3 protein-coding genes are annotated in these 23,626 nt (G+C 74.7%); 1 reads left to right on the top strand and 2 read right to left on the bottom strand.

The genetic code is table 11. The features are described from left to right. Positions 1-12 precede the first annotated feature (12 nt). The gene (locus ACFZB3_RS35805) at positions 13-1,089 is read left to right on the top strand and encodes an ABC transporter substrate-binding protein (protein ID WP_391383151.1); all 1,077 of its coding nucleotides are present in this window, start codon (positions 13-15) and stop codon (positions 1,087-1,089) included. Between the two features lie 78 nt (positions 1,090-1,167). On the opposite strand, the gene ACFZB3_RS35800 is transcribed toward ACFZB3_RS35805, so the two are convergent. Beyond that, positions 1,168-1,371 carry an MbtH family NRPS accessory protein gene (locus ACFZB3_RS35800; RefSeq protein ID WP_391383149.1) on the bottom strand — a complete coding sequence of 68 codons (204 nt, stop codon included), beginning with the start codon at positions 1,369-1,371 and terminating at the stop codon, positions 1,168-1,170. Positions 1,372-1,466: 95 nt separating this feature from the next. After that, positions 1,467-23,594 carry a non-ribosomal peptide synthase/polyketide synthase gene (locus ACFZB3_RS35795; RefSeq protein WP_391383146.1) on the bottom strand — a complete coding sequence of 7,376 codons (22,128 nt, stop codon included), beginning with the start codon at positions 23,592-23,594 and terminating at the stop codon, positions 1,467-1,469. Positions 23,595-23,626: the final 32 nt, after the last annotated feature.

Raw genomic sequence — 23,626 nt, 5'->3', positions numbered from 1 at the left:
AAGGATCAGCCGATGCCCCGCGTCACCAGAGTGTCCAGGCTCACCGGCCTGCTCGCCTCCGTCATCCTGCTCACGGCGACGGCGGTCGCCTGCGGCTCCTCCGACTCCGGCTCCGACAGCGGCTCCGGCTCGTCGTCGTCCGCGGCGAAGGACTCGTCCGCCGGCGCGTTCCCCGTGACGATCGCCCACAAGTTCGGCAGTACGACCATCAAGTCGGAGCCCAAGCGGATCGTGACCGTCGGCCTCACCGACCAGGACGCCGTCCTCGCCCTCGGCAAGGTCCCGGTCGGCACGACCGAGTGGCTGGGCGGCTACAAGGGCGCGATCGGCCCCTGGGCCCAGGACAAGCTGGGCAGCACGGCCGCGCCGACCGTCCTCAAGGACACCGGCACCGGCCCCCAGGTGGAGAAGATCGCCGCGCTCAAGCCGGACCTGATCCTCGCGGTGTACTCGGGGCTCACCAAGGCCCAGTACGAGAGCCTGTCGAAGTTCGCGCCGGTCGTGGCCCAGCCGAAGCAGTACAACGACTACGGCGTGCCGTGGCAGCAGCAGACCGAGGAGATCGGGCAGGCGCTCGGCAAGCCGGACGAGGCCAAGACGCTGGTGTCGGGCGTGGAGGCCAAGTTCACGGCGGCCGAGAAGGCCAACCCCGCGTTCGCCAAGGCCACGGCGGTCATGGCGACGCCGTACCAGGGCGTGTTCGTCTACGGCAGCCAGGACCCGCGCTCCCGGCTCCTGTCCGACCTCGGCTTCACGCTGCCCAAGGACCTCGACAAGGTGATCGGGGACCAGTTCGGGGCCCAGATCAGCAAGGAACGCTACGACCTGCTCGACCAGGACGTGGCCGTGTGGATCGCGCCGGACACCACCACGTCGGTCACCAAGCTGCACAGTGACCCGGTCTACGGCGACCTGAACGTGGTGAAGCAGGGCCGTGAGGTCTACATCAAGGAGACCAGCGACTACGGCAACGCGGTGTCCCTGTCGACCGTGCTGAGCATCCCCTACGTCCTGGACCGCCTGGTGCCGCAGCTGGCGGCGGCGGTGGACGGCAAGACGGCGACGAAGGTGGAGCAGCCGGCGTCGTGAGCGTATGAAAGAGAGCGTATGAAAAAAAAGGGGGGCGGTCCGGTTCCAGACCGGACCGCCCCCCCCTTTCGTCTGCCGTCAGGAGCCGTCGACCAGGCTCTTGGGCCGCATGTCCGTCCAGTGCGTCTCGATGTGGTCCAGGCACTCCTGCCGGGCGGCCGGGCCGTGCGCGACCGTCCAGCCGGCGGGTACGGCCACGAAGTCGGGCCACAGGCTGTACTGGCCCTCGTCGTTGACGAGGACGGAGTAGACACCGTCGGGGTTCTCGAACGGGTTGCTCATGTCAGCGGGTCCTTGCCTTTCGGTCTGTTCGGTCTGTTCGGTCTGCTCGGTCTGCTCGGTCTGCTCGGTCTGCTCGGCCGGGGCGGCCGGGCAGTTCAGTTCAGTTCGGCCGCGCGTGCCACCAGCGCCGTCAGCGCCCGGAACCAGGTCCCGGCCAGCTCCCGTACCGCGTCCTCGGTGAGGAGTCCGGCCGCGTACGCCCAGTGGGCGGTGAGTTCCGGTCCTTCGGGGCGGTCCTCGGTGAGGGCGTTGAGGGTGAGCGCGTGCGACATCGGCATGCCGGCGTCGGCGTCGAGGTCGGCGGCGTCCTCCTCGGCGGCGTAGGACCAGTCGGCGGCCGCGGGGCGGTCGAAGCGGCCCATGTAGTTGAACTCGATCTGCGGTTCGGCGAGTTCGGCGAGGAGCGGGCCGGTCGCGGGGTTGAGCCGGCGCAGCAGGCCGTGGCCGATGCCGGCCGCCGGGAGGGCGGTGAGGTGGTCGCGGATCCGGGCCACGGCCGCGTCGAGGGCGGGTCCGCCGCCGAGGGCCTCCGCGCCGGACGCACCGGGGTCGAGCCGTACCGGGACGACACTGGTGAACCAGCCGACCGTGCGGGACAGGTCGGCGTCGCCCGCGAGTTCCTCCTCGCGGCCGTGGCCTTCCAGGTCGACCAGGACCGGACCGCCGGCTTGCTCGGCGCCCAGGGTCCGGGCCCGCCAGTCGCCGACGGCCAGGGCGAACGCGGTGAGCAGGACGTCGTTGACGCTCGCCCCGAAGGCGGCCGGGACCCGGCTGAGCAGGGGGCCGGTGACGGCGGCGGGCAGGGAGAGGGACAGGTAGCGGGTCGTGGCGACGGTGTCCCGGGCCGGGTCGAGCGGGCGGGGCAGCGGCAGCTCGGCGCCCTCGGCGAGGACGGAGGTCCACCAGGGCAGCTCGTCCTCGGCGGCCGGTTCGCAGGCCCGGGCGCCCAGCAGTCGTGACCAGCGGGCGAACGACAGCTCCACCGGCGCCAGTTCGAGGGTACGGCCGCCGCGGACGGCCGCCCAGGCGGTGGCCAGGTCGGGCAGCAGTACGCGCCAGGAGACGCCGTCGACCACCAGGTGGTGGACGAGGAGCAGCAGCCGCCCGGGGTGGTCCGGTCCGGCGTCGAACCAGACCGCCCGCACCATCGCCCCGGCCTCGGGGTCGAGCTCCGCCAGGGCCGTCGGCGCGTGGCGGGCGACGGCGTCCCGCAGCGCGCTCTCGTCCGCGGCGGCCTCCCGTATGTCGACCCGGGTGAGCCAGGTCCGTACGTCGGTGTCGGCCGCAGCGGGCACCGAGAGCGCGGCCTCCGGGGTGCGGACCAGCCGGGCCCGGAGCATGTCGTGCCGGGCGGCGAGCGCCCCTAGCACGGTCAGCAGGCCGGGTTCGGTGAGGTCCGACGGGGTGCGCAGCAGGGCCGCCTGGTGGTAGGCGGCGACGGGGCCGCCGCGGTCGAGCAGGGCGCGCATGATCGGGGTGAGCGGGACGGTGCCGGTGCCGTCGTCGTGCGCGGCCCGCCGGTCGCCCGCGCCCAGCGGGACGGCGACGGCGGCCAGGGCGGCGACCGTGCGGTGCTGGAGGATCTGGCGCGGGGTGACCCGCAGGCCGCCCGAGCGGGCGCGGGCGACGAGTTGCATGGCGACGATGCTGTCCCCGCCGAAGGCGAAGAAGTCGTCGTCCGTGCCGATCGCCTCGGCGGGCAGCCCGAGGGCGTCCGCGAACAGGTCGCGCAGGGCGCGCTCGGTGTCGTTCTCCGGGGCCCGCCCGCCGCCCGCGGCGGTGAAGTCCGGGGCGGGCAGGGCGGCCCGGTCGAGCTTGCCGTTGGAGAGCAGCGGCAGCCGCTCCAGGACGACCACGGCGGCCGGGACCATGTACTCGGGCAGGCGGGCGGCGGCGTGGGCGCGCAACTCCCCTCCGCCGACCTGGTCCGAGACCGCGTAGGCGATCAACTGCCGTACTCCGGGCCGGTGTTCGCGGGTCACGACGACGCTCTGCGCGACCGCCGGGTGGGTGTCCAACGCGGCCTCGATCTCCGCGAGTTCGACCCGGTAACCGCGGATCTTCACCTGGTCGTCGGTGCGGCCGGCGAATTCGAGCAGTCCGTCCTCGGTCCAGCGGGCCAGGTCGCCGGTGCGGTACATCCGCTCCCCCGGCAGTCCGAAGGGGTCGGCGACGAAGCGTTCGGCGGTGAGGCCGGGCCGGCCGAGGTAGCCGCGGGCCAGGCCCGGTCCGGACAGGTACAGCTCGCCGGTGACGCCGGGCGGGACCGGGCGCAGGGCGGTGTCCAGGACGTAGGCGCGGGAGTGGTGGACGGGGCGGCCGACGACCGGGCGGGCGCTGTCGCGTACCCGGCCGACGAGGGCGTCGACGGTGGCCTCGGTGGGGCCGTACAGGTTGACCGCCTCGGTGTCGGGGAGCGCGGCGAGCCGCTGCCACAGCGACTCGGGCACGGCTTCGCCGCCGAAGCCGACCATCGCGAGCGGGCAGTCGCCGCCGGGCCCGATCAGGCCGCTGTCGGCCATCCGGGCGAGCAGGGACGGGGTGACCTCGATGAAGTCGATGCCCCGGTCGCGGATGAACGCGGCGAGGAGTTCGGGGTCGCGGCGGGTGTCGTCGTCGGCGATGTGCAGGGCGTGTCCGTCGAGGAGCCAGAGCTGCGGCTGCCAGGAGGCGTCGAAGGAGAACGACCAGGCGTGCCCGACCCGCAGCCGGCGCCGCCCGGTGCGGGCCTTGGCGAGGTCGTGCAGGTCGTGGCGGTGGCTGTGGAAGAGGTTGGCGACGCCGCGCTGGGTGACGACGACGCCCTTGGGGCGGCCGGTGGAGCCGGAGGTGTAGATGACGTAGGCGGGGTGGTCGGGGCCGGGGGCGGTGGGATCGGCCTGCGGGAGGTCGTCCGGCGGGCCGTCCTTCGGGGCGTCCTTCGGGGCGTCGAGGAGCAGGACGGGGGTCTCGGTGGCGGGCAGGCTCGCGGCGGTCCCGGTGGTGGCCAGGACGAGCACCGGGCGGGCGTCGGCGAGCATGGCGGTGAGGCGGGCCTCTGGCAGGTCGGGGTCGAGGGGCAGATAGGCGGCGCCCGCCTTCATCACGGCGAGGATCGCGGCGATGTGGTCGGCGGTGCGGGGCAGGGCGAGGGCCACGATCCGCTCGGGCCCGGCGCCGTGCCCGGCCAGGACGCGGGCCAACTCAGCGCTCCGGGCTTCGAGTTCGGCGAAGGTCCAGGTGGTGCGGCCGTCGGTGACGGCGACCGCGTCCGGGGTGGCGGCGGCCTGGGCGGCGAACAGCGCCGGTACCGTGCCGAGGCGTTCGGCGGCCGGGAGGGCGGTGTCGTTCCAGGTCTCCAGGACGGTGTACCGGTCGGCGGAGCCGAGCAGGTCGAGGCGGCCGACGGGGCGGCCCGGGTCGGCGGCCATGCCGGTCAGCAGGCCGGTCAGGGCGTCCGTGATCCGCCGCACGGTGGCCGCCTCGAACAGGTCGGGGCGGAACTCGGCGGTCACCCGCAGCCGTTCGGCGGGCTCGACCGCCCAGGCGAGGGGGTAGTGGGTGGAGTCCGCGTGCGCGCGGACCGTGGCGCGCGGCGCGTCACCCGTGTCCTCGTCGGGCTCAGCGACCGGGTACGACTCGAACACCACGAGGGTGTCGAAGAGTTCGCCGAGTCCGGCGGTGCGCTGGATGTCGGCGAGGCCGAGGTGCTGGTGGGCGATGAGCCGGGACTGCTCGTCCTGGACCCGTTCCAGGAGGGCGGCCGTGCTCTCGTCGGGGCGGATCCGCACCCGGACCGGGATCGTGTTGATGAAGAGGCCGATCATCGCCTCGGCGCCGGTGAGTTCGGGCGAGCGGCCCGCGACGGTGGCGCCGAACACCACGTCGTCACGTCCGGTGAGGCGGCCGAGGAGCACGCCCCAGGCCGCCTGCACGAGGGTGTTGACGGTGACGCCCGCGCGCCGGGCGAACGCCTCCAGCTCCGCGGTGCGGTCGGCGTCCAGTTCCACGGTGTGGGTGTGCGGGACGGCGGCGGCCCGGTCGGGGTCGGCGGGCGCGAGCCGGGTGGGTTCGGCGAGGCCGGTGAGCGCCTCGGTCCAGGCGGCGGCGGAGACGGCCGGGTCCTGGGCGGCCAGCAGCCGCAGGTGCTCCCGGTAGGGGGCCGGCGGGGCCGGGGTGCGGCCCTCGTAGCGTGCCCACAGCTCGGCGGTGAGCAGCGGCAGCGACCAGCCGTCGAGGAGCAGGTGCTGGTGCGAGAGGACCAGGCGGTGCCGGTCCGGGCCGGTGCGGGCCAGCAACAGGCGCAGCAGCGGCGGGTGTTCGGGGTCGAAGCGCCGCCGCTCCTGCCCGAGCAGCCGGGTCCAGGCCGCCTCGTCGCCATCAGCGGCGTCGAGCTGCCGCCAGGGCAGCACGGCGGTGCGCGGTACGACGGCCACCGGGCGTCCGGAGGACAGGTAGCGGAAGCCGCTGCGCAGGTTCTCGTGGGCGTCGAGCAGGTCCTGTGCGGCGGCGCGCAGCCGGTCGGCGTCGACGGGGCCTTCGAGGTCGTAGGTGATCTGGACGGTGTAGACGTCCGGGCCGTCGTCTCCGGAGTCCAGGGCCGCGTGGAAGAGGAGTCCGGCCTGGAGCGGGGAGAGGGGCAGCACGTCGGTGCCGGCGGGCAGGGCGGCGACCTCGGCGCGTTCGGCGTCGGTGAGGTCGAGGAGGGCGGTTTCCCTGGCCCGGTCCCCGGACGTGGCGGTGGTCGCGACCGCGGCCAGCCCCGCCACCGACTTGTGCCGGAACACGTCGCGCGGGCTGAACGCCAGCCCGGCGGCGCGGGCCCGGGCGACCAGCTGCATGGCGACGATGCTGTCCCCGCCGAGGGCGAAGAAGTCGTCGTCCACACCCACCCGTTCGAGGCCGAGGATCTCGGCGACCAGGGCGCCCAGGGTCTCCTCCAGCGGGGTGCGCGGCCGGGTGTCGGTCACCTCGGCGGCGAAGTCCGGGGCGGGCAGGGCCCGGCGGTCCAGCTTGCCGTTCGGGGTGAGCGGGAGGGCGTCGAGGGTGATGACGGCGGCCGGGACCATGTGGTCGGGCAGCGAGCGAGCGGCGTGGGCGCGCAGTTCGGCGGAGTCCGCGCCGGGGCCGGTGGGCACCGCGTACGCGACGAGCCGTTCGTCCCGCATCACCACGGTGGCATGCGCGACGGCCGGGTGGGCGGCGAGCACGGTCTCGATCTCGCCGAGTTCGATGCGGAAACCGCGCAGCTTGACCTGGTCGTCGGTGCGGCCGAGGTACTCCAGCTCCCCGTCGGCCGTCCAGCGGGCCAGGTCGCCGGTGCGGTACATGCGGGCCCCCGCCGGACCGAACGGGTCGGCCACGAACCGTTCGGCGGTCAGCCCGGGGCGGCCGAGATAGCCGCGCGCGAGCTGCACGCCCGCGAGATACAGCTCCCCCGCGACGCCGGGCGGCACCGGGCGCAGACCGGCGTCGAGGACATAGGTGCGGGTGTTCCACACCGGGCGGCCGATGGGAACACTCGTCGCACCCGGGACGGTCTCGGTCGCGGTCACGTCGACGGACGCCTCGGTCGGGCCGTAGAGGTTGTGCAGGCGGACGTCCGGCAGGACGTGGTGGAACCGGGCGGCCAGCGGTGCGGGCAGCGCCTCGCCGCTGCACATCACCTGGCGGAGGCCGGCGCAGTCTGCGGCGGCGGGCTCGTCGAGGAAGGCGCGCAGCATGGACGGCACGAAGTGGGCCGTGGTGACGCGCTCGCGCCGGACGAGGTCGGCCAGGTAGGCCGGGTCCTGGTGGCCCTCGGGCCGGGCGACCACCAGTCCCGCGCCGGTGACCAGCGGCCAGAAGAACTCCCACACCGACACGTCGAAGCCGGCCGGCGTCTTCTGCAGCACCCGGTCGGCCGCGCCCAGGCGGTAGGTGTCCTGCATCCACAGCAGCCGGTTGACGATGCCCGCGTGCGGGACGGTGACGCCCTTGGGGCGGCCGGTGGAGCCGGAGGTGTAGATGACGTAGGCGGGGTGGCGGGGGTCGTAGGAGGTGGGCAGCGGGGCGTCGGCGGGGTGGTCCGGGGTGCCGTCGGCGGCCACCGTGAGGCGGGGCGTGCCGGTGTCAGGAACGGCGATGCCCTCCCCCGTGACCAGGCAGGCCGGGCGGGCGTCGGTGAGCGTGTACGCCAGTCGGTCGGCGGGATAGCCGGTGTCGAGGGGCAGGTAGGCGGCGCCCGCGCGGTGCACGGCGAGCAGGGTCACCACGAGGGCGGCGGAGCGCGGCAGGGCGACGGCGACGGTCGTCTCGGCGCGGGCGCCGTGCGCGGCGAGGGTGTGGGCGAGCCGCTCGACGCGCTGGTCGAGTTCGGCGTAGGTGAGCGCGGTGCCCTCGAAGACGAGGGCCGTGGCGGCGGGAGTCCGGGCGACCTGGGCGCGGAACAGTTCGGGGAGGGTGAGGTCCGGAACGGGCCGGGCGGTGTCGTTCCAGCCGGTGAGGACGAGGGCGCGTTCGTCGTCGCGCAGCACGTCGAGGGTGCCGACGCGGCGGCCGGGGTCGGCGGCGACCTGGGCCAGCAGGGACTCCAGGCGGCGGGCGAGGAGTCCGGCGGTCCGCGCGTCGAAGAGGTCGGCGCTGTACTCGATCCAGCCGTCGATGTGCTCGCCCCGCTCGACGAAGTCGAAGCTGAGGTCGAACTTGGCGCTGTCCTGCCCGACGGTCTCGCGGCGGGCGGTCAGGCCGGGCAGCACGGGGCTCTCGCCCGGTCCCGCGAGGTGGACGACCATCACCTGGAACAACGGATGCCGGGCCAGGGAGCGTTCGGGGTTGAGGGTCTCCACCAGCCGCTCGAAGGGCAGGTCCTGGTGCTCGTAGGCGGCCAGGTCGGTGTCCCGGACCCGGGCGAGCAGCTCGCCGAAGGTGGGGTCGCCGGTCAGGTCGGTGCGCAAGACCAGGGAGTTGACGAAGAACCCGACCAGGTCTTCGAGTGCCTCGTCGGACCGCCCGGACACCGGGGCGCCGAGCGGGATGTCGTCCCCGGCGCCGAGCCGGTGCAGCAGCGCGGCCACCGCCGCCTGGGCCACCATGAACATGCTGACGCCGTGGCTGCGGGCCAGGCCGCGCAGGGCGCCGGCCAGGGCGGGCGGGACGGTGAAGCCGGTGGTGCCGCCGCGCCCGGTGGGCTCGGCGGGGCGCGGCCGGTCGGTGGGCAGGTTCAGCTCGGCGGGCAGTCCGCGCAGCGTCTCGGTCCAGTGGGCGAGCAGCTCCGGCTCGGCCGCGGCCAGCAGTTCGCGCTGCCAGAGCGTGTAGTCGGCGTAACTCGCTGGCAGTGGGCTCCAGTCGGGGGCCCGACCCGCAGTCCGGGCCGCGTAGGCGGTGGCGAGGTCGGCGAGCAGCGGGCGGTCGGACCACTCGTCGGTGGCGATGTGGTGGAGGAGCAGCAGCAGGACGTGCTCGCCGGGGCCGGTCTCGAACAGGGTCGCGCGGAACGGGAGTTCGCGTTCCAGGTCGAAGACGTGCGCCGCCCGGTCGGCGAGTTCCGCGAACGGGGCCGTCTCCAGCGGGACTTGCGCATCCGCCAGGATCCGCTGGTACGGGACTCCGTCGACCGCCGGGAAGACGGTCCGCAGCGGGGTGTGCCGGGCGGCCACGTCGTCCAGGGCGGCCTGGAGGGCGTCCCGGTCGAGGGGGCCGGTCAGCCGCCAGGCCGAGGGCAGGTTGTACGCCGTGCTCGCGCCGTCCACCTGGGCGAGCAGCCACAGCCGGCGCTGCGCCGAGGACAGCGGCAGCAGTTCGGGGCGCGGGCGCGGGACGGCGAGCGCCGGACGTGTCCCGGTGGCAGACGTGTCGGTGCGGGCGGCGAGCAGGGCCACCGTCGGTGCCTCGAAGACGTCGCGGACCGTCAGTTCCGCGCCGAGTGCGGTGCGGGCGCGGCCGGCCAGGCGCATGGCGAGCAGCGAGTGGCCGCCCAGTGTGAAGAAGTCGTCGTCCGGGCCGACCCGTTCGCGGCCCAGGACGTCGGCGAACAGGGCGGCGAGGATCTCCTCGCGCGGGGCGCGCGGGGCGCGCGGCGCGGCCCCGTCGCCCGTGCCGACGGTGAACTCGGGGGCGGGCAGGGCCTTGCGGTCGAGCTTGCCGTTCGGGGTGAGCGGCAGCGCGTCGAGGGTGACGTAGGCGGCCGGGACCATGTGGGCGGGGAGTGCGGCGGCCGCGTGCGCGCGCAGGGCCGTCGCGTCCACCACCGGGCCCGTGGCGGGGACGACGTAGGCGACGAGCGTCTGGCCGTGCACGGCGACCGTGGCCTGTGCGATGGCCGGGTGGGCGGCGAGTACGGCCTCGATCTCGCCGGGCTCGACGCGGAAACCGCGCACCTTCACCTGGTCGTCGGTGCGGCCGAGGTACTCGACCGTGCCGTCCGCCGTCCAGCGGGCCAGGTCTCCGGTGCGGTACATGCGGGTCCCCGCCGGACCGTACGGGTCGGCCACGAACCGCTCGGCGGTCAGCCCGGGCCGCTCCAGATAGCCGCGCGCCAGCTGCACGCCCGCCAGGTACAGCTCCCCCGGAACCCCGGGCGGCACCGGGCGCAGACCGGCGTCGAGGACGTACAGGCGGGTGTTCCAGACCGGGCGCCCGACGGGCACGCTCGTCGCGCCGGGTCCGATCTCGATCGCCGTGACGTCGACGGACGCCTCGGTGGGGCCGTAGAGGTTGTGCAGTCCGGCGTCCAGCACCTCGTGGCAGCGGCGGGTGAGGGCGGCCGGGAGCGCCTCGCCGCTGCACAGCACGCGGCGCAGGCCCGTGCAGTCGGCGGCCGTCGGCTCCTCCAGGAAGAGCTGGAGCATCGAGGGGACGAAGTGGACGGTGGTGACGGCCTGTTCGCGGATCAGCGCGGCCAGGTAGGCGGGGTCGCGGTGGCCCTCGGGTCGGGCGACGACCAGCGTGGCGCCGGTGATCAGCGGCCAGAAGAACTCCCACACCGACACGTCGAAGCCGGCCGGCGTCTTCTGCAGGACGCGGTCGTCGGCGCCGAGACGGTAGGTGTCCTGCATCCACAGCAGCCGGTTGGCGATGCCCGCGTGCGAGACGACCACGCCCTTGGGGCGGCCGGTGGAGCCCGAGGTGTAGATGACGTACGCCGGGTGCCGGGGGTCGTACGACGCCGGGAGCGCCGCCTCCAGGCCGGTGGGCAGGGCGTCGCGGACGACGCACACCGGGCGGGCGTCCTCGACCATGAGGGCGAGCCGGTCCGCCGGGTAGTCCGGGTCCAGCGGCAGGTAGGCGGCACCGGCGCGGTGGGTGGCGAGGAGGGCGACGACGAGGTCGACCGAGCGCGGCAGGGCGACGGCGACGGTCCGTTCCGGGCCCGCGCCGAGCCCGGCCAGGACCCGGGCGGTGTGCTCGACCCGGGCGTCCAGCTCGGCGTAGGTGAGCCGCTGCTCCTCGAAGACGAGGGCGGTGGCGTCGGGGGTACGGGCCGCCTGGGCGCGGAACAGCTCGGGGAGCGTCAGAGCCGGGACGGGCCGGGCGGTGTCGTTCCAGCCGGTGAGGACGCGGGCCCGCTCGTCCTCGTCGAGGAGGTCCAGGTCCCCGAGCAGGGCGTCCGGTTCGGCGGCGGCGTGCGCGAGGAGCCGGGCCGCGCGGTCGGCCAGGGCCTCGGCGGTGCCGTGGTCGAAGAGGTCGGTGGCGTACTCCAGGAGCAGGACCACGCGGTCGGCCTCGTCGACGTACGTGAAGTGCAGGTCGAACTTGGCCCTGCCGGTGTCCATGTCGAACCACTCGGTGGCCAGGCCCAGCACGTCGGGGTCGCCGTCGGGCCGGTGGTGGTAGCCGAGCATGACCTGGAAGAGCGGGTTGCGGCCGGCCACCCGGGGCGGGTTGAGGGCCTCCACCACCCGGTCGAAGGGCAGGTCCTGGTACTCGAAGGCGGACAGCGACGACTCCCGTACCCGGCGCAGGAGTTCACGGAACGTCAGCCCGTCCTCCGACAGGTCGGTGCGCAGCACCAGGGTGTTGACGAAGAAGCCCACCAGCTCGGCGAGCGCCTCGTCCGTCCGGCCCGCGATGGGCGCGCCGAGGGGGATGTCGTCGCCCGCGCCAAGCCGCTGCAGCAGGGCGGCGGTGGCGGCCTGGAACAGCATGAACATGCTGGTGCCGGTGGCCGTGGTGAGATCGCGCATGGCGAGGGCGGTGGCGGCCGGCAGCTCCAGGCGGACCTTGCCGCCGCGTCCGGTCGGTTCGGCGGGGCGGGGCCGGTCGGCGGGCAGGGCCAGCTCGTCGGGCAGGCCGCGCAAGGCGTCCCGCCAGTGGGCGAGTTGGGTCTCGCCGCTGGTCGCGAGCAGGTCGCGCTGCCACAGGGTGTAGTCGGCGTACTGCACGGGCAGCGGCGCCCACTCCGGGGCCGTACCCGCGCGGCGGGCCGCGTAGGCGGTGCCGAGGTCGGCGAGGAACGGCCGGTCGGACCACTCGTCGGTGGTGATGTGGTGCAGGACGACGGCCACCAGGTGGTCGTCGTCGGCCACTCGGAACACTTCGCAGCGCAGCGGGAGTTCGGTCGTGAGGTCGAAGGGACGGCGCTGGGCCGCCTCGATCAGCGCGGGCAGCGCCGCCTCGGTGGCCTCGGCGACGGTGAGGGCCGGGTGAGCCTCCTCGGCGGGGACGATCCGCTGGTACGGCTCGCCGTCGTGGGCCGGGAACACGGTGCGCAGCGCCTCGTGGCGGGCGGCCACGTCCCGCAGGGCGGCGCGCAGGGCCTCGGTGTCGAGGTCGCCGCGCAGCCGGAAGACCAGCGGGAAGTTGTAGGCGACACCGCTGCCGGTGATCTGTTCGACGAGCAGCAGCCGGCGCTGGGCCGGGGACAGCGGGATCCGGGCGGGTCGGCCGGTCACCGGGGTGACGGGCGGCCGGGCGGGGCTCGCCGCGCCGACGCGGGCGGCGAGCCTGGCCGGGGTGGGGGCCTCGAAGAGGTCGCGGATGGCGAGTTCGGCGCCCAGTTCGGTGCGGGCGCGGCTGACCAGCCGGGTGGCGAGCAGCGAATGGCCGCCCAGGTCGAAGAAGTTGTCCTCCGCACCGGCCTCGGGGAGCCCGAGCACCTCCGCGAACAGGCGGCAGAGCACCTCCTCCTGCGGGGTGCGGGGGCCGCGGCCGCCGCCGAGGGCGACGGCGGGCTCGGCCTCGGGCAGGGCGCGGACGTCCAGCTTGCCGTTGGCGTTCATGGGCAGGCCGTCGACGGTGACGAAGGCGGCCGGGACCATGTACTCGGGCAGCTCCCGGCCGAGGTCCTCGCGCAGCCGCCGGACCAGGGCACTGGTCTCGCGGGCGGCGGTGGGGTCGTTGGCGTAGGGGGCGGTGCCGCCGCCGGGGCGGAACAGGCCGCCGGTGAGCCGGTGTCCGGCGGTCCCTTCGGTGAGGAAGACGGCGTCGTAGGTGCCGGTCCGCTCCGCCCAGGTGGTCAGGACGCGGTGCCCGGCCTCCGCGCCGAGCGCGTGGAGGGTCTCCGGGTCGACGCCGTCCTCGCGGGTGCGGCCGTCCGGAATGCCGGTCACGCGCAGGGCGGCGGGCCGCTCGACGCGCGGGCGGTCATCGACCCGCCCGGTCAGCAGGGCGCGCGAGTCGAGCAGTTGGCCGACGGCCGCGGAGGACCAGCCGCCGCGGGCGAGTTCGCCCACGGTGTGGGCGGTGCTCCACTCGACCGTCGGCGCGTCGTCGAGACGGATGTCCGGCTCACCGGCGTACAGGACGACGTCGTAGCGGTGCCGGGTCAGCTCGTTGTGGTGGCGGCCGCGCTTGGTGCGCAGGTCGGCGCCGTAGCCCAGGGTGGTGAAGTAGTCGGGGTCGACCAGGAGTTCCTTCTCCAGGCGCAGCCCGCGCTCCACCGCCCGCTCCAGGTCGGCCTCCGCCGTGCCCCGGGCGCGCTGGATCTCGGTGTGGAAGGTGCGGGCCAGCCGCAGGTTGCGGACGTCGCCGACGAACAGGGCCCCGCCGGGCGCGAGCAGCTCCATGGCGCCGTCGATGACGGCGGTGAGGTACTCGATGCTCGGGAAGTACTGGATGACGGAGTTGATGACGATCGTGTCGAAGTGGCCGGCGGGCAGGCCGCTGAGATCGTCGGCGGGTCGGCAGCGCAGCTCGACGCGGGCGGCCAGCTCCGGGTCCCGGGCGCGCAGTTCGGCGCCGATCTTGCGGATGACGGGGGCGGCGAAGTCGGTCGCCCAGTACTCCTCCGCGTCCGGGGCGAGCCGGGACAGCAACAGGCCCGACCCCACGCCGATTTCGAGGATGCGGTGCGGGTTCAGCGCGCGGATGCGGTCGACGGTGGCCTCGCGCCACTCGTGCATCTGCTCGAAGGGGATGGGCCGGCCGTCGTAGGAGCTGTCCCAGCCGTTGTACTGCTCGGTGAAGACGGCGGTGCCGATCTCCTCGTACTCGTCGGAGTAGATCTCCTGCCACTCCCCCACCTGCGCCGCCTCGGCGGCGAGGCGGTCGGCGGTGCGGTCGGCGGGGTCGGCGCCGGAGGGCACGACGTAGCCGACGAGGCGTTCGTCGCGGACCACGACGGCGGCCTGGGAGACCAGCGGGTGGCGGCTGAGGGCGGTCTCGATCTCACCGGGTTCGATGCGGTAGCCGCGGATCTTGACCTGGTCGTCGGTGCGGCCGAGGAAGTCGAGGTTGCCGTCGGGAGCACGGCGCACCAGGTCGCCGGTGCGGTACATGCGCTCGCCGGGCTCCCCGAACGGGTCGGCGACGAACCGCTCGGCGGTCAGGCCGGGCCGGTCGAGGTAGCCGCGGGCCAGGCCGATGCCGGCGATGTACAGCTCGCCGGGGACTCCGTCGGGGACCGGGCGCAGCCAGGCGTCGAGGAGGTGGGCGCGGGTGCCGCGGATGGGCTTGCCGACGGTGGGGGTGTCGGAGTCGAGGGTGCCGCCGCCGAGGGTGTTGATGGTGTACTCGGTCGGCCCGTACAGGTTGTAGCCGTAGGTGCCCTCGGTGTCGCGCAGGGCCGCCCACACCGTCTCCGGGACCGCCTCGCCGCCGAGCAGGACGAGCGGCGGGACGTGGCCGGTCAGCAGGCCCTGCTCGATCAGCAGCCGGGCGTACGTGGGCGTGACGTTGACGACGTCGATCCGGTGCTGCTCGCAGTAGGCGACCAGTGCCTCCGCGTCGCGCCGCAACTCCTCGTCACAGACGTGCACTTCGTGGCCCTCGACCAGCCAGAGCAGCTCCTCCCACGACATGTCGAAGGCGAAGGACACGGTGTGCGCGATCCGCAGCCGCCGGCCGCCCGCCGCGGCGATCGCGGGTTCGAAGATCTCCTTCTGGTGGTTGAGCTGCATGTTGGTCAGGCCCCGGTAGGGGGTGACGACGCCCTTGGGGCGGCCGGTGGAGCCGGAGGTGTAGATGACGTAGGCGGGGTGTTCGAGGCTGAAGCGGCGGCGGACGGGGGTGTCGGGCAGGGCGGCCAGTTCGTCCCGGACCGCCGGGTCGTCGAGCAGGACGCGGGGCAGGTCGTCGCCGTCGAGGGTCGCGGAGACGGCGGCGGTGGAGAGCAGGAGCAGCGGGCGGGCGTCGGCCAGCATCAGGGAGAGCCGGTCGGCCGGGTGGTCCAGTTCCAGGGGCAGGTAGGCGGCGCCGGTGCGCAGGACGGCGAAGAGCGCGACCACCATGTCGAGGGAGCGGCCCAGGCCCAGCGCGACGACCCGCTCGGGATCGGCGCCGCGCTCGATGAGCAGCCGGGCCGTCCGGTTGACGGCCGCGTCGAGTTCGGCGTAGGTCAGCGCGCGCTCGCCGAGGACGAGGGCCCTGGCCTCCGGGGTGCGGGCGGCCTGGGCGGCGAGGAGGTCGGCGATGGTCTCCTCGGGGACCTCGACCCGGCCGGCCGCCCGCTCCTCGCGCAGCGCCGCGTGTTCGGCGGGCAGCAGCGGGTCGAGGGAGCCCACGGGTGCCGTGAGGTCGGCGGTGAGGCGCTCGACCAGGAGGGTGAAGCGGTCGAGCAGGGCGCGGGCCCGGTCGGCCGGGACCAGGTCGGGCCGGTGGGTGAGGGTGACCGTGATCCGCTGTCCGGGGGTGACGACGAGGTTGGCCGGGTAGTGGGTGGCGTCGACGTTGGCGACGGCGGTGGCGCCGTGCCGGGTGCGCAGCTCCGCCAGCCGGTCCTCGGTGTCGTTGTTGCGCAGCACGAACAGCGTGTCGAACAGCTTGCGGTGCCCGGTCTCGGCCTGGAGCACGCCGAGGCTGAGGTGCTCGTACGGCATCAGGTCGAGGCGTTCGCCCTGGATGCGGCGGAGCAGGCCGAGGACCGGCTCGGCGGGGTCGAAGGCGATCCGGGTGGGGACGGTGTTGAGGAACAGGCCGATGATGTTCTCGACGTCGGGGACCTCGCTGGGCCGGCCGGCGACGGTGGTGCCGAACACGACGTCGGTGCGGCCGGTGGCGGACGCGAGGGTGAGGCCCCAGGCCGCGTTGAGCAGGGTGTTCAGGGTGAGGCCGTGGACGCGGCCGGTCTCCCGGAGCCGGTCGCCGAGTTCGGCGGTGAGGCGTACGTCGAGCTGGTCGGGGATGACCGGTTCGAGGCCGTCGGCGGCGGTCGGGGCCAGCAGGGTGGGCTCCTCCAGGCCGGTCAGCGCGGTGCGCCAGACGGCGGTGGCGGAGGTGTCGTCCTGATGTTCGAGCCAGCTCAGGTAGTCCCGGTAGTTGCCGGGGGCGGGCAGCGCGGAGGCGTCGCCGCCGGTCTCGTACAGGGCGAACAGTTCGTCGAGGAAGAGCCAGGCCGACCAGCCGTCCCAGAGGATCAGGTGCCGGCCGATGACGAGGCGGTCGCCGCGCCCGGCGCCGAGGCGCAGCAGGAGCAGCCGGAACAGCGGGGGCGCGGACAGGTCGAAGCGGCGGTTGCGTTCGGCTTCGGTCAACTCCCGCACCCGGACCTCCTGTTCGGCGGCCGGGAGGTGGGAGAGGTCGACCTCGTCGAGCGGGATCTCCGGTGTCTCCGGGGTCTCGACGATGAACTGCACGGGCTGGTCGAGGCCTTCGCTGGTGAAACCGGCCCGCAGCCCCGGGTTGCGGTCCAGGAGCGTGCGGGCGGCGGCGCGCAGCCGGGCCGGGTCCAGGCCGGTGGCGAAGTCGAAGGTCTCGTGGACGGTGTAGACGTCCAACGCGCCCTGGTCGTAGGCCGAGTGGAAGAACAGGCCCTCCTGGAGGGGGGCGAGCGGCCAGACGTCGGCGACGGCGGCCGGGGCGGCGAGGGCGCGGATCCGGGCGTGTTCGGCGTCGGTGAGGGTGAAGGCGACAGCGGAGGGCGCGGCTTCTGTTGCCGTACCGGCGGTGGCCGCGAGGGCGGCGGGCGTGCGGTGGGTGAAGACGTCCCGCGGGCTGAGGTCCAGGCCGGCCGCGCGGGCCCGGCTGGCGACGCCGATGGAGCTGATGCTGTCGCCGCCGAGCCGGAAGAAGTCGTCGTCCGGGCCGATGCCGGCGATGCCGAGGACGGCCGCGAAGATCTCGGTGAGCTGCTGCTCCAGCGGCCCGGCGGGCTCGCGGCGGGCGGCGCGTTCGGCCTCGGGGGCGGGCAGTGCGGCCTGGTCGAGCTTGCCGCTGGGGGTGAGCGGGAGGTCGGCGAGGACGACGTACGCCTCGGGAACCAGCGGTGCGGGCAGCGCCTCGGCGAGGGCGGCGCGCAGTTCGGCGGGGTCGGCGACGGCACCGGTGGCCGGGACCGCGTAGGCGACCAGGCGCTGGTCGCGGACGACCACGGCACCGCGCGCGACCGCCGGGTGACGGGTCAACGCGGCCTCGATCTCACCGAGTTCGATGCGGTTGCCACGCAGCTTGACCTGCCGGTCGGTGCGGCCCAGGTAGTCGACGGTACCGTCGGGGCGGCGGCGCACCAGGTCGCCGGTGCGGTACATGCGGGCGCCGGGGGCGGTCGCATACGGGTCCGCCACGAAGCGGTCGGCGGTGAGCGCGGGCCGCCGGTGGTAGCCGCGGGCCAGCTGGACGCCGGTCAGGTAGAGCTCGCCGGGCACCCCGTCGGGCACCGGGCGCAGGCAGGTGTCCAGGACGCGCAGGCCGGTGTTCCACACGGGCCGGCCGATGGGCACGGTGGTGCCGGGCGCCCCGTCGTAGGCGTGGTACGTGACGTCGACGGCCGCCTCGGTCGGGCCGTACAGGTTGTGCAGCGGTACGCCGGTCAGGTCGCGCCAGCGCCGGGCCGCCGCACCGGACAGGGCCTCGCCGCTGCTGAAGACGCGGCGCAGGCTGCCCGCCCACGCCGGATCGGCGGTGACCTCCTCGGCGGCGAGGAACGCGTCCAGCATCGACGGCACGAAGTGCATCGTCGTCACGCCCTCGGCCGCGATCAGCCGGGCCAGGTAGGCGGGGTCGCGGTGCCCGTCGGGCGCGGCGAGCACGACCGCGGCGCCCTCGTGCAGCGCCCAGAAGACCTCCCAGACACTGACGTCGAAACTGGACGGGGTCTTCTGCAGCACCCGGTCGTCCGCGGCGAGTCCGTACGCGCCCTGCATCCAGGCCAGCCGGTTGCCGATGGCGCGGTGACTGACGACGACGCCCTTGGGGCGGCCGGTGGAACCGGAGGTGTAGATGAGGTAGGCCGGGTGGTCGGGGGTGAGGGGCGGCATGGACCGCGGGACGTGCTGAGGCTCCTTGTCCTCCTCGCCATCCTCGGCCTCCTCGACCCGCTCGGCCTCCTCTCCCCCCTCGACCTGCTCGACCTGCTCGTCTTCTTCGACGTACAGGATCTCCAGCCCGGCCGTGTCCGGCAGGCGTACGGCGTCCCGTGCCGTGGTGACGACGGTCCGGGCACCGGAGTCGGTGAGCATGTACGCGATGCGGTCGGCCGGGTAGTCGAGGTCGACCGGCAGGTAGGCGGCGCCGGACTTCAGCACGCCGAGGAGGGCGACCATCAGCTCGGCCGAGCGGGGCACGGCGACGGCGACGAACCGCTCGGGCCCGGCGCCCCGGGCGCGCAGGCGACGGGCCAACGCCTCCGCTCGGGCGTCGAGTTCGGCGTAGGTGAGGGTGATGCCCTCGTACACGACGGCGGTGGCGTCCGGGGTGCGGGCGGTCCGCGCGGCGATGACGGCGGGCAGGGTGGTCGCGGGTACGGTGCGCTGCTCGCCCGCCAGGTGTACGTGCTCGCCCTCGACGAGCAGGTCGAGAGCGGCCACCGGGCGGGCGGTGTCCTCGGCGAGGGCGTCCAGGACCTTGGTGAGCCGGTCGGCGAGCAGCCGCACGGCCTCGCCGGAGAACCGGTTCGCGTGGTGCTTCAGGCGCAGGTCGAGCCGGCGGCCGGGCTTGACGATGAGCGCCAGCGGATAGTGCACGGCGTCGTGGAAGGCATGCCCGGCCAGCCGGACCGTGCCGGTGGGGTCGGTGAGGTGCGGTTCGGCGGGGTAGTTCTCGAACACCACCAGGGTGTCGAAGAGTTCGCCGTCGCCCGCGTGCCCGGCGGCCCGCTGGATCTCGGCGAGGCCGAGGTGCTGGTGGTCCAGGAGGGCGCTCTGCTCGTGCTGGAGGCGTTCCAGGACCGCGCCGAGGGTGTCGGCGGGGGCCCAGCTCAGGCGGGTGGGCAGGGTGTTGATGAAGAGGCCGACCATGGACTCGATGCCGGGCACGGCGGCGTCGCGGCCGGAGACGGTGGTGCCGAAGACCACGTCCTGGCGGCCGGTCAGCCCGGCCACCAGCAGGCCCCAGGCGGTCTGGACGACCGTGCCGAGGGTGACGCCGTGCTCACGGGCGCGGGCGGCGAGCCGGGCGGTGGTGCGCTCGGGCAGTTCGACGCGGAGCTGGGCGGGCTCGATCGGCCCGGCGGCGGCCGGGGCCCCGACCAGGCGGGTCGGCTCGTCGATCCCGGCGAGGGCGGTGCGCCAGGCGTCCCGGGCGGCCTGCCGGTCGGCGCACGCGACGCGGGCCAGGAAGCCGCGGTACGGGGCTGCTTCGGGAAGCGGGGCGGACTGATCGCCGTAAAGGGCGAGGAGTTCGCGGTGCAGGACGGGCAGTGACCAGCCGTCGGCCACGATGTGATGGAAGGTCAGGACGAGACGGCTGCGGTCGGGGTCGAGACGGACCAGGGCGCAGCGCAGCAGCGGCGGCCGGGCGAGGTCGAAGCGGCGGGCGCGTTCGTCGGCGGCGACGGCCGCGGCAAGGCCCGCGCGGACCGCGGGGTCCTGGGCGGAGAGGTCGACCTCGCGCCAGGGCACGTCGAGGCCGGTGGCGACGAGCTGGGCCGGGCGGCCGTCAGGGAGCTGCCGGAAGCAGGCCCGCAGCGGGGCGTGCCGGTCGAGGAGCCGCTGGGCGGCCTGCCGGAGGAGGCCGCCGTCGACGGGTCCGGTGAGTTCGAGCACCTGCTGGACGACGTAGGCGTCGTGCTCGGCGCCGTCCACGAGGGCGTGGAAGAAGAAGCCCTCCTGGAGCGGGCCGAGCGGCAGGACCTCGGCGACCGTGAGCGGGTCGTCGCCCTGGAGCGCGGTGAGTTCCTCGGCGGTCGGCGGGTCCCAGGGGGCGTCGGCCTGGTCCGCGGCGCCGTCGGTGGTGCGGGCGACGTCGGCGAGCTGGGCGACCGTGCGGTGCCGGAAGACGTCCCGCGGGGTCAGCTCCAGACCGGCCGCGCGGGCCAGGACGAGCAGCTGGATGGCGACGATGCTGTCCCCGCCGAGCGCGAAGAAGTCGTCGTCGACGGTGACCGAGGGCACCCGCAGGGCGCGGGCATACAGGTCGCACAGCAGGCGCTCGCGTTCGGTGCGCGGGGCCCGGCCCGAGCTGAGCAGGCCGTAGTCCGGGACCGGCAGGGCGGCGGAGTCGAGCTTGCCGCTGGGGGTGACGGGGAGCCGGTCCAGCGGGACGAGGGCGGCCGGGACCATGTACTCGGGCAGGAACTCGGCGGCGTGCGCGCGCAGCCCGGCCATCAGCGCGGTGACGTTACGGAAGGGCGCGGGACGGTTGGCGTGGCGGCGGGCCTGGACCTGGCCGCGGACGTACAGCGGGCCGAGCGGGGTGTCGGCGCCGCGCGCGAACACCGCGTCGAGGCTGCCGTCCTCCGCGTCCGCGGTCCAGGTGACGGCGGCCCGGTAGCCGTGCCGGGCGGCGGTCTCGTACAGGGCTTCCGGGTCGACGCCGGCGCTGCCGGTACGGCTGCTGTCGTCGAGGGCGCCGAGCGCGGCCAGGTCGGCGGCGAGGCGGGCGTTGGGGATGCCGGTGACGCGGAGGCGGGCCGGGCGGTCCGGGGCGGCGAGCCGCTCGGCGAGGGCGTCGGAAGTACCGAGCGCGGACCAGGGCAGCGAGGCCGGGGCGTCCAGGACCGAGGCATCCAGGACCGAGCCCTCCGGAACCGAGGCATCCGGAACCGAGGCATCCGGGACCGAGCCCTCCGGAACCGAGGCATCCGGAGCCGGTTCGGTGCCGGGTCGCAGGACGACGTCGTACCGGTACCGGGTCAGCTCGTTGTGGTGGACGCCCCGCTTGATCCGCACGTCCGCCGTGAAGCCGTCCAGGGTCGCGAAGTAGTCCGGGTCGAGGAGGAGTTCGCCCTCCCAGGCCACGGCCCGGTCGACGGCGGCGCGCAGGGCTTCCTTGTCGTCGGCGGACCCGGTGCGGGCCCGGCCCGACTCGACGGCGGCGGCCAGCGTCCGCAGCAGCCGCAGATTCCGTACGTCTCCGATGAACAACGACCCGCCGGGCGCCAGCAGTTGCGCGGCCGAACGCAGGACGCCGGTGAGGTAGTCGGCGCCCGGGAAGTACTGGACCACGGAGTTGACGACGATCGTGTCGAAGTGGCCCTCGGGGAGGCCGGTCAGCTCGTGTGCGGGGCGGGCGTGCAGGGTGACCCGGCCGGAGAGTTCGGGGACGGCGTCGACCTGGGCGCGCAGTGCGCGTACGGCCTCCTCGGAGAGGTCGGTGCCGACGTACTCGGCGCAGTCGGGGGCGATCCGGGACAGCAGCAGGCCGCTGCCGACGCCGATCTCCAGGACCCGGCGGGGCCGCAGTTCGCGGATCCGGGCGACGGTCGCGTCCCGCCACTCGCGCAGGTCGGCGAGCGGGATGGGCAGGCCGTCGTACATGCTGTTCCAGCCCGCGAAGTTCTCCTCGAAGCCGTCGGATCCGGCGGCGGAGTAGAGGAGTTCGTGCAGGTCCTTCCAGTCGGACACGGCCTCGTCGGCCTCGGTGACGGTGTCCAGGGAGGGCACGACGTAGGCGGCGAGGCGGCGGTCGCCGGGGCGGTCCTCGCGGACCACAACGGCGGCCTGGTCGACGGCCGGGTGGGCGCGCAGCACCGACTCGATCTCGCCGGGCTCGACACGGAAGCCACGGATCTTGATCTGGCTGTCGGCGCGGCCGTGGAACTCAAGGCGCCCGTCGGACCTCCAGCGGACCAGGTCGCCGGTGCGGTAGAGCCGTTCGCCGGGCGCGCCGAACGGGTCGGCGACGAACCGCTCGGCGGTCAGCGCGGGCCGGCCGAGGTAGCCGCGGGCGAGTCCGGCGCCGCCGAGGTACAACTCCCCCACCACACCCGCGGGTACCGGCCGCAGCCGGTCGTCGAGGACGTAGGCGCGGGTGCCGGGGTCGGGGACGCCGATGGGCACGATCGTCCCGGCCGGGGTGTCCGGGTCGCACAGGCCGAGCGTGGAGTTGGTGGTGGCCTCGGTGGGGCCGTAGGCGTTGAACATCTTCCGGCCGCGCGCGTAGCGGCCGACCAGCTCCGGCGAGACGCGCTCGGTGCCGGCCAGCAGGGTGGCGGCGGGCGGGAGTTGCACGTCGTCGGGCATGGCCGCGAGCAGGGCGGGCGGCAGGATCATGAAGGTGATGCCGTGCTCGTTCGCGTAGTCGGCGAGCGGCGCGCCGGGCACCCGGCGGTCGGCGGGTACGACGACCAGCCGGCCGCCGGAGAGCAGGCCGAGGCACAGGTCCCAGAAGGCCACGTCGAAGCTGGGCGAGGCGAACTGCAGGACCCGGCTGTGCGGGCCGATCCCGAACCGCTCGCGCTGGGTGGCGACCAGCTTGGCGACGCCGGCGTGCGAGAGCACCACGCCCTTGGGGCGGCCGGTGGAGCCGGAGGTGTAGATGACGTACGCGGCGTGCCCGACCGTCAACTCGTCGGCGGCGGCGGGATCGTGGGCCGGGTGGGCGGCCAGCTCGGCGACGGTCTCCGGGGCGTCGAGGACCAGCGTCGCCGGGCCCGGCGGCAGGTCGGGGACCATGTCGGCGGTGGTGACGAGGCAGACCGGGCGGGCGTCGTCGAGCATGTAGGCGATGCGGTCGGCCGGGTAGTCGGTGTCGACGGGGAGGTAGGCGGCGCCCGTCTTCAGGACGGCGACCTCCGCGACGATCATGTCGGCGGAGCGGGGTACGGCGAGCGCCACGACCTGCTCGGGACCGGCGCCCCTGGCGGCCAGGGCGTGTGCCAACCGGGCGGCGCGGGCGTCGAGTTCGGCGTAGGTGAGGCGGACGTCCCCGTGGATGAGGGCGACTTCGTCGGGGCGGGCGGCGACCTGGTCGGCGAACATGCGCGGCCAGGTGAGCGCGGGCACGTCGTGCGCGGTGTCGTTCCAGTCGGCCAGGATCAGCCGCCGCTCGTCGGCGCCGAGGAGTTCGAGGTCGGCGAGCGGGGTGCCGGGACGGTCGAGGGCGTCGGCGAGGAGCGTGGCGTAGTGGCCGAGGATGCGGTCGGCGGTGCCGGGTTCGAAGAGGTCGGCGGCGTAGTCCGCGCGCAGCTGCCCGTCGGTGGCGGAGAGCGCGAGGTCCAGGGGGCCGCCCCCGTCCCAGGGTGCGGTGCCGAAGCCGACGGCGCACAACAGGGCGCCGCCGCGGCCGGGTTCGGGAGCGAGCAGCCGTAGCAGTTCGGCGGTCGGCAGCCGGTGGGCCGTGGCCTGGGCGCGGGCGGCCGTGACGTGGTCGCGCAGCTCGGCGAACGGCATGGCGCCGTTCACCACCAGCTTCAGCGGCAGGCCTTCGTGAGCGATCGTCAGTTCCTGGGCCGTGCCGCCGCCGTAGCGGTGCAGCAGGGCGGCGAAGGCGGCCAGCAGGGTGGGCTCGTCGGCGGGTCCGGCGTGCGCGACCGTGCGGACGGAACGCGGCCGAGGCTCCCGCGGGCGCACCGGATGCGGGTGGTCGAACGGCAGTGAGGTCTCGGGTGCCGGTGTGGCGAACCGTTCCCGCCAGTAGTCCTCCGCGGGGCCCGTCCGCGCCGTCGACGCAGAGGTCGAGGCGGCGGAAGAAGGTGCAGAAGAAGGTGCGGAAGAACGCTTGTTGCCCGACACAGCTGCCCGTGCCTCCCCATAGGTGTGGAACG

It is taken from the genome of Streptomyces sp. NPDC008092 (genome assembly GCF_042957285.1).
Lineage (GTDB): Bacteria > Actinomycetota > Actinomycetes > Streptomycetales > Streptomycetaceae > Streptomyces.
The sequence above is the reverse complement of the archived record's forward strand: the minus strand, read 5'-3'. Positions and strand labels throughout refer to the sequence as shown.

What these genes read in the sequence shown, in the direction of transcription:
- ACFZB3_RS35805 (WP_391383151.1), top strand. Translation starts at nt 13, where the DNA reads ATGCCCCGCGTCACCAGAGTGTCCAGGCTCACCGGCCTGCTCGCCTCC.
- ACFZB3_RS35800 (WP_391383149.1), bottom strand. Translation starts at nt 1,371, where the DNA reads ATGAGCAACCCGTTCGAGAACCCCGACGGTGTCTACTCCGTCCTCGTC.